This window comes from Pseudomonas sp. (genome assembly GCF_050739935.1).
In the GTDB taxonomy this organism is placed as follows: domain Bacteria; phylum Pseudomonadota; class Gammaproteobacteria; order Pseudomonadales; family Pseudomonadaceae; genus Aquipseudomonas.
The window spans coordinates 26,075-34,154 of the sequence record NZ_JBOICF010000042.1 but is presented as its reverse complement, the minus strand read 5'-3'; the positions used below and the strand labels follow the sequence as shown (position 1 = coordinate 34,154).

Annotated in this window: 9 protein-coding genes; 1 reads left to right on the top strand and 8 read right to left on the bottom strand. The window is 57.8% G+C overall.

Annotated elements, in window-relative coordinates; translation table 11 throughout:
• Positions 1-146: 146 nt before the first annotated feature.
• The 6 genes from msrQ to ACRER8_RS07235 all read right to left on the bottom strand — a co-directional run bounded on the left by msrQ (position 147) and on the right by ACRER8_RS07235 (position 6,142).
• The gene (gene msrQ / locus ACRER8_RS07260; protein ID WP_431745666.1) at positions 147-767 is read right to left on the bottom strand and encodes a protein-methionine-sulfoxide reductase heme-binding subunit MsrQ; all 621 of its coding nucleotides are present in this window, start codon (positions 765-767) and stop codon (positions 147-149) included.
• The gene (gene msrP / locus ACRER8_RS07255) at positions 767-1,780 is read right to left on the bottom strand and encodes a protein-methionine-sulfoxide reductase catalytic subunit MsrP (RefSeq protein WP_431745665.1); all 1,014 of its coding nucleotides are present in this window, start codon (positions 1,778-1,780) and stop codon (positions 767-769) included. The genes msrQ and msrP overlap by 1 nt, the downstream gene beginning before the upstream one ends.
• Before the next feature lie 72 nt (positions 1,781-1,852).
• Complete coding sequence (gene pssA, locus ACRER8_RS07250; protein WP_431745664.1) at positions 1,853-2,701, bottom strand: CDP-diacylglycerol--serine O-phosphatidyltransferase; 849 nt, start codon at positions 2,699-2,701, stop codon at positions 1,853-1,855.
• A gap of 153 nt (positions 2,702-2,854) precedes the next feature.
• Positions 2,855-3,871: a ketol-acid reductoisomerase gene (ilvC, locus tag ACRER8_RS07245; RefSeq protein ID WP_120126857.1), complete on the bottom strand. Its 1,017-nt coding sequence runs from the start codon at positions 3,869-3,871 to the stop codon at positions 2,855-2,857.
• Positions 3,872-3,923: 52 nt separating this feature from the next.
• The gene (gene ilvN / locus ACRER8_RS07240; protein ID WP_093469284.1) at positions 3,924-4,415 is read right to left on the bottom strand and encodes an acetolactate synthase small subunit; all 492 of its coding nucleotides are present in this window, start codon (positions 4,413-4,415) and stop codon (positions 3,924-3,926) included.
• A 2-nt stretch (positions 4,416-4,417) separates the two neighbouring features.
• Complete coding sequence (locus tag ACRER8_RS07235; RefSeq protein WP_431745663.1) at positions 4,418-6,142, bottom strand: acetolactate synthase 3 large subunit; 1,725 nt, start codon at positions 6,140-6,142, stop codon at positions 4,418-4,420.
• Positions 6,143-6,552: 410 nt separating this feature from the next.
• Between ACRER8_RS07235 and ACRER8_RS07230 the strand changes: the two genes are divergently transcribed.
• Entirely contained in the window at positions 6,553-6,978 is a 426-nt protein-coding gene (locus ACRER8_RS07230; RefSeq protein ID WP_431745662.1) for a DUF4124 domain-containing protein, read from the top strand.
• A gap of 3 nt (positions 6,979-6,981) precedes the next feature.
• On the opposite strand, the gene ACRER8_RS07225 is transcribed toward ACRER8_RS07230, so the two are convergent.
• On the bottom strand, positions 6,982-7,311 hold the full coding sequence (locus ACRER8_RS07225) for a YqcC family protein (RefSeq protein ID WP_431745661.1): 330 nt from the start codon (positions 7,309-7,311) through the stop codon (positions 6,982-6,984).
• Complete coding sequence (locus ACRER8_RS07220) at positions 7,304-8,074, bottom strand: tetratricopeptide repeat protein (protein WP_431745660.1); 771 nt, start codon at positions 8,072-8,074, stop codon at positions 7,304-7,306. The genes ACRER8_RS07225 and ACRER8_RS07220 overlap by 8 nt, the downstream gene beginning before the upstream one ends.
• Positions 8,075-8,080 lie beyond the last annotated feature (6 nt).

Here is an 8,080-nt window from a genome sequence, read left to right as displayed (position 1 = left end):
ACCGCTGCCGATCCAGGCATCTGAATCTAAGCTCTTCCTCGCTGCTTACTTCGTCCAACTCTTTGATTATCAAGGAGTTTTCCGTTTCGTCTGCGCCGGAAGTGGGGCGAATTATAGAGAGATTCAGAGGGGCGTCAAGCACTTATTTAAACTTTTGTTACAGCCGCTGCCTTTCTGCTGGCTCGGCGCGGGATTAGCCTCGCAATCTGGGGGATTCTCAAAATCAACAGGAATGCGCCTATCCCCGCATATACAGCCCACTCTTTAAGATCGGCCCTGACGATCCATAGGAAATGCAGCAGCCCGAGCCCGAGAATGAGATAGCTCAGACGATGCAGCTTCTTCCATCGCGCGCCCAATCGACGCTGACTATAACGATTGGACGTAACCGCCAACACAAGCAGACAGAGGAACGCGATGCTACCGACGATGATGTAAGGACGCTTGACCAGTTCGACGCCCAACTGAGCCCAATCGAACCCAAGAATAAAGAAGCCATACCCCAACATATGCAGCAGTGCATAAGTGAAGCACCACAGCCCCAGTTGACGACGAACGTGCACCCACCCCGCCCACCCCGTGATTCGCTGCAACGGCGTCATCGCCAAGGTGATCAACAACAGTACCAACGTCCCAAGACCAAAACGATCGACCAACACTTTTCCGGGATCGGGTCCAAGATCGAGAATCCAGGCCTGGTGCAACCATATGGTCGGGGAAACGCACACTGCCACAAACACAGCGAGGCGCCAAAGCACATAACGCATCAATAGTTCTTCCGCAGATCCAAACCCGTATAGAGAGAAGCAACCTGCTCTCCATACCCGTTGAACATTTCCGTTGGCCGGATATTGGGACTGAACAAGCCACTGGGTAGCCGACGCTCCCGGGCCTGAGTCCAGCGAGGGTGATCGACCGTAGGGTTCACGTTCGCGTAGAAGCCATATTCATTGGCCGCGATACTTTGCCACGTGGTTTTCGGCTGCTCGCTGACCAGACTGATACGCACGATCGATTTCACGCTCTTGAACCCGTACTTCCACGGCACCACCAACCGTAGCGGCGCGCCATTCTGATTTGGCAGCTCGCGGCCATACATGCCCACCGCCAGGATCGCCAGAGGATTCATCGCCTCGTCCAACCGCAGCCCCTCTACATAAGGCCAGTCAATGAGCGCGAAGCCAGACCGTTGCCCCGGCATCGTCTTCGGATCCTGTAGCGTCTCGAACCGGATGTACTTGGCGTTGGCGGTCGGCTCGACCTGTTTGAGCAGTTCGGAGATCGGGAAGCCCATCCACGGAATCACCATCGACCACGCTTCGACACAGCGCAAACGGTAGATTCGCTCCTCCAATTGATAGGGTTTCATGAAGTCTTCGAGCGCATAGCGACCGGGCTTGCCCACTTCACCATCGATGACAACGGTCCAGGGTTCGGTTTTCAGCGAGCCTGCATTTTGTGCCGGATCGCCCTTGTCGGTGCCGAACTCGTAGAAGTTGTTGTAGTGGGTAGCGTCCTTGAATGGGGTGATGGCTTCATTCTGAACGGTCACGGCTTCCCATTTGGTCGAGGACAGCTTGTCCTTGAACCAGGCTGGCACATTTCCGGGCTCGGCCCCGTCGTATCGCGAGGGATCGGCGGCCTGCACCCAACTGGGCAGAGCACTGACGGCGACCCCCGCCAGCGTGGCACCCAGAACGGCGCGACGCGAGAGGTAAATGGATTCGGGCGTAACATCCGCTTCATTGCATGCGGATGCGGCTGGGATCTTGATAAGCATGGCAACTCCACAGTCGGCAGATGGATGCACCTTATAGGACTGTGGAGTATGGGGGGAAATGAATCTCTGGGACTATTTGTGACGACGAAGCCGCAACAGATACTGCACAGGCCCCGACGCGGCATAGCCAAGGAAGATCAGCAGCAGAATGCGCGGCGGATCGCTGAACACGACCGCAAACACTAGCACGACCGCCAGAATGGCAACGAAAGGCACGCGCCCTTTGAGGTCAAGCTCTTTGAAGCTGTTGTACTTGATGTTACTGACCATGAGCATCCCCGCAGCCGCCACCAACAGCGCCACCAGAAATGACAGCTTGGAGCCCTGGATACCGTAATCGCTAAACGCCCATACGGTTCCGGCTACCACGCCCGCCGCCGCAGGACTCGCCAGACCGATGAAGTAACGCTTGTCGGCCTTGCCCACCTGAGTATTGAAGCGCGCCAGACGCAACGCAGCGCCTGCGACATAAATGAAAGCGACCATCCAACCGACCTTGCCCATGTCACCCAGCGCCCAGCCGAAGGCGAGTAGCGCGGGAGCCACACCAAAGGCGACCATATCCGACAAAGAATCGTATTCAGCACCGAACGCGCTCTGAGTGTTGGTCATGCGAGCAACGCGCCCATCCAGGCCATCAAGAACCATCGCGACGAAAATAGCGATGGCCGCAAAGGCGAAATATTTGCTCGCGCTCACCTGATCACCTGCACTTAAAGCGCTCTGAGCACTCATGGAGCTGATGATGGCGTAGAAACCGGCAAACAGGTTTGCCGTGGTGAACAGGTTGGGCAGCAGATAGATGCCGCGATGGCGGACCTTGCGCCCTTCGTCATCGTGACCCTCTTCTATATGTTCATCGATCGGTAGCAGGCTTTCGGCGTCAGAGGCCTTGTTCGGCTCTTCGGGACGTTCGCTCATGGACAATACCTTGCAGCTATGAATTTTCGACAGATGCTCGCGGCGACGTCGCGCCAGCAAACGATGCAGCTTTATACCAGATGAGCCCCTCAGAACGAAAAAACGCGACCCGAAGGCCGCGTTTTTCTGAACCGGAACCAGACTCAGAAAATCTTAGTTCTTGGTTTGATCGACGATTTTGTTCTTCGCGATCCAAGGCATCATCGAACGCAGTTGTTCGCCGATGATTTCGATGCCGTGGGCCTTGTTGTTACGGCGCTTGGCAGTCATAGATGCATAGTTGCTCGCGCCTTCAGCGATGAACATCTTCGCGTATTCGCCGTCCTGGATGCGCTTCAGAGCATTGCGCATAGCCTGACGGGATTCGGCGTTGATGACTTCAGGGCCAGTCACGTACTCGCCGTATTCGGCGTTGTTGGAGATCGAGTAGTTCATGTTGGCGATACCGCCTTCGTACATGAGGTCAACGATCAGTTTCAGCTCGTGCAGGCACTCGAAGTAGGCCATTTCCGGCGCGTAGCCAGCTTCGACCAGGGTTTCGAAACCGGCTTTGACCAGCTCGACGGTGCCACCGCACAGTACGGCTTGTTCGCCGAACAGGTCAGTTTCGGTTTCGTCTTTGAAGGTAGTTTCGATGATGCCGGTACGGCCGCCGCCAACGCCCGAAGCGTAGGACAGAGCAACGTTTTTGGCGTTGCCGGAAGCGTCCTGGTAAATAGCGATCAGGTCAGGGATACCGCCGCCTTTGACGAATTCGGTACGTACAGTGTGACCTGGCGCTTTTGGCGCGATCATGATCACGTCCAGGTCCGCGCGCGGCACGACCTGGTTGTAGTGAATCGCGAAGCCGTGGGAGAAGGCCAGGGTGGCGCCTTTCTTGATGTTCGGCTCGATTTCGTTCTTGTACAGCTGGGCCTGGAACTCGTCTGGGGTCAGGATCATGACCAGGTCAGCAGCGGCAACGGCGGATGCAACATCAGTCACTTTCAGGCCATGGGCTTCAGCCTTGGCGACAGTAGCCGAACCTTTACGCAGACCAACGGTGACATCAACGCCCGAATCTTTCAGGTTGCACGCTTGAGCGTGGCCCTGAGAGCCGTAACCGATGATGGCGACTTTCTTGCCCTGGATGATCGAAAGGTCGCAGTCTTTGTCGTAATAAACTTTCATGAAATTCCCCTGTTATCTTGGCCATTCGGGCCATTCGCTAAATGTGTGTAGGTTAGATGCTCAGCACTTTGTCGCCGCGGGCAATGCCCGTGACGCCGCTGCGTACGGTTTCCAGAATGGCGGTGGTGCCAATGGCCTGGATAAAGCTATCCAGTTTGTCGCTCGTCCCTGTCAGCTGCACGGTGTAGACACTGCTGGAAACATCAACGATCTGGCCGCGGAAAATGTCCGTGGTGCGCTTGATCTCGGCACGCTGGGCGCCAGTGGCCTTGACCTTGATCAGCATCAGTTCGCGCTCGATGTGAGCGCTTTCCGACAGATCGACCAGCTTGACCACTTCGACCAGTTTGTTGAGGTTCTTGGTGATCTGCTCGATCACCTCATCATGACCGACAGTGGTCAGCGTCAGACGCGACAGGGTCGGGTCTTCGGTTGGCGCCACAGTCAGGCTTTCGATGTTGTAGTTGCGCTGCGAAAACAGGCCGACCACGCGGGACAAGGCACCCGGTTCGTTTTCCAGCAATAGCGAGATGATGTGCCGCATGATTAAGTCCGCTCCGTCTTGCTCAGCCACATATCACGCATCGAGCCGTCTCTGATTTGCATCGGATAGACGTGCTCGGCGACGTCAACCTGGATATCGAGGAACACCAGGCGATCTTTCATGGCGAACGCTTCTTCCATCTTCGGCTTCAGGTCTTTCAGATCGGTGATCTTCATACCGACGTGTCCGTAGGCTTCAACCAGCTTCACGAAGTCAGGCAGCGACTCCATGTAGGAGTGCGAATGGCGACCGCTGTAGCTCATGTCCTGCCACTGGCGGACCATGCCGAGCACGCCGTTGTTGAGCAGGATGATCTTCACCGGCAGGTTGTACTGCAGGCAGGTCGACAGCTCCTGGATATTCATCTGGATGCTGCCTTCGCCGGTCACGCAAGCAACCTGAGCATCCGGGAAGCTGAGCGCGACACCCATGGCGGCCGGAAGACCGAAGCCCATGGTGCCCAGACCGCCGGAGTTGATCCAGCGATTAGGCTTGTTGAAACGGTAGTACTGCGCCGCAAACATCTGATGCTGACCAACGTCGGAGGAAACGTAGGCATCCCCCTTGGTCACTTCGCACAGTGTCTCGATCACGGTCTGCGGCTTGATGATGCTGCCGTCGCCGCGGTTGTATGGGAACAGGTCGCCGCCAGCACGCCATTCGTCGATCTGCTTCCACCAGGTCGCCACCGACTCCTTGCTAGGCGTCTCGCCGATTTCCTTGAGGGTCGTGACCATTTCGGTCAACACGCTTTCCACCGGCCCCACGATCGGCACGTCGGCCTTGATGGTCTTGGAAATCGAAGCCGGGTCGATATCGATATGGATGATCTTGGCGCCCTGGCAGAAACGTGACGGGCCGTTGATGACGCGGTCATCGAAACGTGCGCCGACGGCCAGGATCACGTCGGAATGGTGCATCGCCAGGTTAGCGGTGTAGCTGCCGTGCATACCGAGCATGCCGACGAACTGGCGATCGGTGCCCGGATAGGCGCCCAGGCCCATCAGGGTGTTGGTGACCGGCGCGTTCAGCAATTGAGCCAGTTCGGTCAACGGCGCGGAGCCGTTGCCCATGACCACACCGCCACCGGCGTAGATGACTGGACGCTTGGCGGCCAATAGCATTTCCACAGCCTTGCGGATCTGCCCCGAGTGGCCGCGAACAGCCGGGCTGTAGGAGCGCAGCTTGGCTTTTTTCGGGAAAACGTATTCGAACTTCTCGGCCGGGTTGGTCATGTCCTTCGGGATATCGACCACGACCGGACCAGGACGACCGGACTGCGCCAGGTAAAAAGCCTTCTTCAGCACTTCCGGTATTTCCGACGGATGCTTGATCATGAAGCTGTGCTTCACGATCGGCCGGGAGATACCGATCATGTCGGTCTCCTGGAACGCGTCGGTACCGACCATGGTGCTTGGGACCTGACCCGACAGGACAACCATCGGAATGGAGTCCATATAGGCAGTCGCGATGCCGGTGATGGCGTTGGTCGCACCAGGACCTGACGTCACCAGTACCACACCAGCCTTGCCAGTCGCGCGGGCATAACCGTCGGCCATGTGAGTGGCAGCCTGTTCGTGACGAACGAGGATATGGCTCACAGCCGGTTCTTTGAACAGCGCGTCGTATATATGCAGGAGGGCACCGCCGGGGTACCCATAGATATGCTCAACGCCTTCGTCACGCAAAAAGCGGACGACCATTTCAGCGCCAGATAAAAGCTCCACGTTGTTCACCTCTAAAACGCCAGAATACCGTCCACACAAACGAGGAGACGGGTCTTAATAGGTTTACTGCCAGCAGAGCATGAGCGACGGTGGTCGCCGACTACGTCAGCACTGACTGAGCAAGTATTGGGAGCTCCCCTAAGTGTTTCGGGGTCATCCCACCCAGCGCGAGGTAACGCGTTGCGGGTGTAACAGGTCGACGCGGGTGTGCGCCTCATGATCTACCGAGACGGTCTGCTTCTGGCAGTCCCTCTACAGCGAACTTTGGATTGTTCTGATTCGCCCCTCGCAAGTCAAGTAATCGATGCGCTTTCTTCACCCACAGGCCAAGAAAACGCACCGAGTGAGGTCGTCAAAGCGCGCTTGTGATAGGTTTCCACCCAAACAGCACACGAAGTTAAGGAAGCAGTATGCGCTGGATGATTCTTGCCGCCACGCTGGCGCTGGCAGTCGGCTCCGCAACCGCGCAGGCGGCCCAGATCTACAAATGGGTCGATGCACAGGGCGTCACGCATTTTGACGCTCAGCCGCCGGTCGGACAGTCGGCGCAGGAAGTCGACACACAAAAGCCAGTCGCACCACCACCCCCATCACCCTCGCGGATTGATTCCTCGCCAGAGCAGCAGGCCGTCGATGCAAAAGTGAAGAAACAGGTGGCCGCCCAGGAAGCCCAGCGCAAGGAGTACTGCTCGACACAACGCACCAACCTCGCGCAGCTGCAGAACAACCCGCGTGTGCGTGAGGAAGTGAACGGAGAATTCAGACGTTTTACTGAAGAAGAGCGTCAGGCACGTATCGCCGAGGTCAGAAAGTCCATCGACGATACCTGCGACTGAGCATCAGACCGCTTCGGTAATCAGGCGGTCGAACTGTGCCAGCAGCTCTTGAAGATTCCGCGTTTCCTGGGCACGGCTGGCGTACACCATTTGCGCCATTTCCAGGATACCCGAGGCATTGGGCAACGCCAGATCCTGCTCAAGAATGGTCTTCATCCGGGGCAGGAATATCCACTGCAGCCACTGATCGAAATCCAGCGTATCGACGCAGAATGGCTCGCGGCTGGACAAATCTTCGTCACTGGGCGGCACGTCTTTCCACCAGCCAAGCACACGTAGCTCACGCTCGATCAGCAGCAACTGATCGGCGATCTTCGGGAAGCGCTTATCCATTGGCCTTCTGCCGGGCCAGCGTCGCACCTGCGGCATCGCCTTGTTTTTCACGGGCCTGTGCGATCAAACCCCACAAGCTGGCCTGCAGACTGGCCCGACCGTTGGCGTAAGTCAGAGCGCGACGGGCCAGTTGCTCGGCCTGCGGGGCGTCGCCTTGGGCCAGTCGGACCTGTGCCAGCTTGTACAGCACCTGAGGTTCACGAGGGGCAACACGCTGCGCTCGCTCCAGGCTTGACGACGCGCCATTGAGATCACCGCTGCTCTGCTGTTGCTGAGCAGTCGTCAGCAGCGCGAGGACTGGACCATCGAGCTGCTCATCAGCCGACAAGCCGCCGCTTGACGCCGACGGAATACCGGTCGGCGCTGACGATGGCATGGTGTAGGTGTTGCTGGTCGCAGCGGGTGGCGCATATCCGTTATTGGCCGGCGCGGTGCTGATCGGCGCCTGGTCGACCGGGGAAGTGTCGATCGGCGCTGTACTGATCGGCGCCGTGGTCGGTGGAACGAAGGTCGAAATCGGTGCTGCGCTGGCATTGGCACCGCCCGGCACCATCACTGTCACACCGGAATCCTCCTGGATCGACTGCGCCTGTGCCGGCGCTTGCGCTGGTGCTCGATAGGCGCCACTACCGGTGGCCGAGACACGCTCGCCATTGGACACCCGGGAACCTGAGTCCACCACCGGAATGGCGCTGCGTGTCTGAGTCGCACAACCGTTAAGCAAAGCCAGCGCCGTTAAAGCCGGAATCCACCACTTGTTCACTTCAAA

What these genes read in the sequence shown, in the direction of transcription:
- msrQ (WP_431745666.1), bottom strand. Translation starts at nt 767, where the DNA reads ATGCGTTATGTGCTTTGGCGCCTCGCTGTGTTTGTGGCAGTGTGCGTT.
- msrP (WP_431745665.1), bottom strand. Translation starts at nt 1,780, where the DNA reads ATGCTTATCAAGATCCCAGCCGCATCCGCATGCAATGAAGCGGATGTT.
- pssA (WP_431745664.1), bottom strand. Translation starts at nt 2,701, where the DNA reads ATGAGCGAACGTCCCGAAGAGCCGAACAAGGCCTCTGACGCCGAAAGC.
- ilvC (WP_120126857.1), bottom strand. Translation starts at nt 3,871, where the DNA reads ATGAAAGTTTATTACGACAAAGACTGCGACCTTTCGATCATCCAGGGC.
- ilvN (WP_093469284.1), bottom strand. Translation starts at nt 4,415, where the DNA reads ATGCGGCACATCATCTCGCTATTGCTGGAAAACGAACCGGGTGCCTTG.
- ACRER8_RS07230 (WP_431745662.1), top strand. Translation starts at nt 6,553, where the DNA reads ATGCGCTGGATGATTCTTGCCGCCACGCTGGCGCTGGCAGTCGGCTCC.
- ACRER8_RS07225 (WP_431745661.1), bottom strand. Translation starts at nt 7,311, where the DNA reads ATGGATAAGCGCTTCCCGAAGATCGCCGATCAGTTGCTGCTGATCGAG.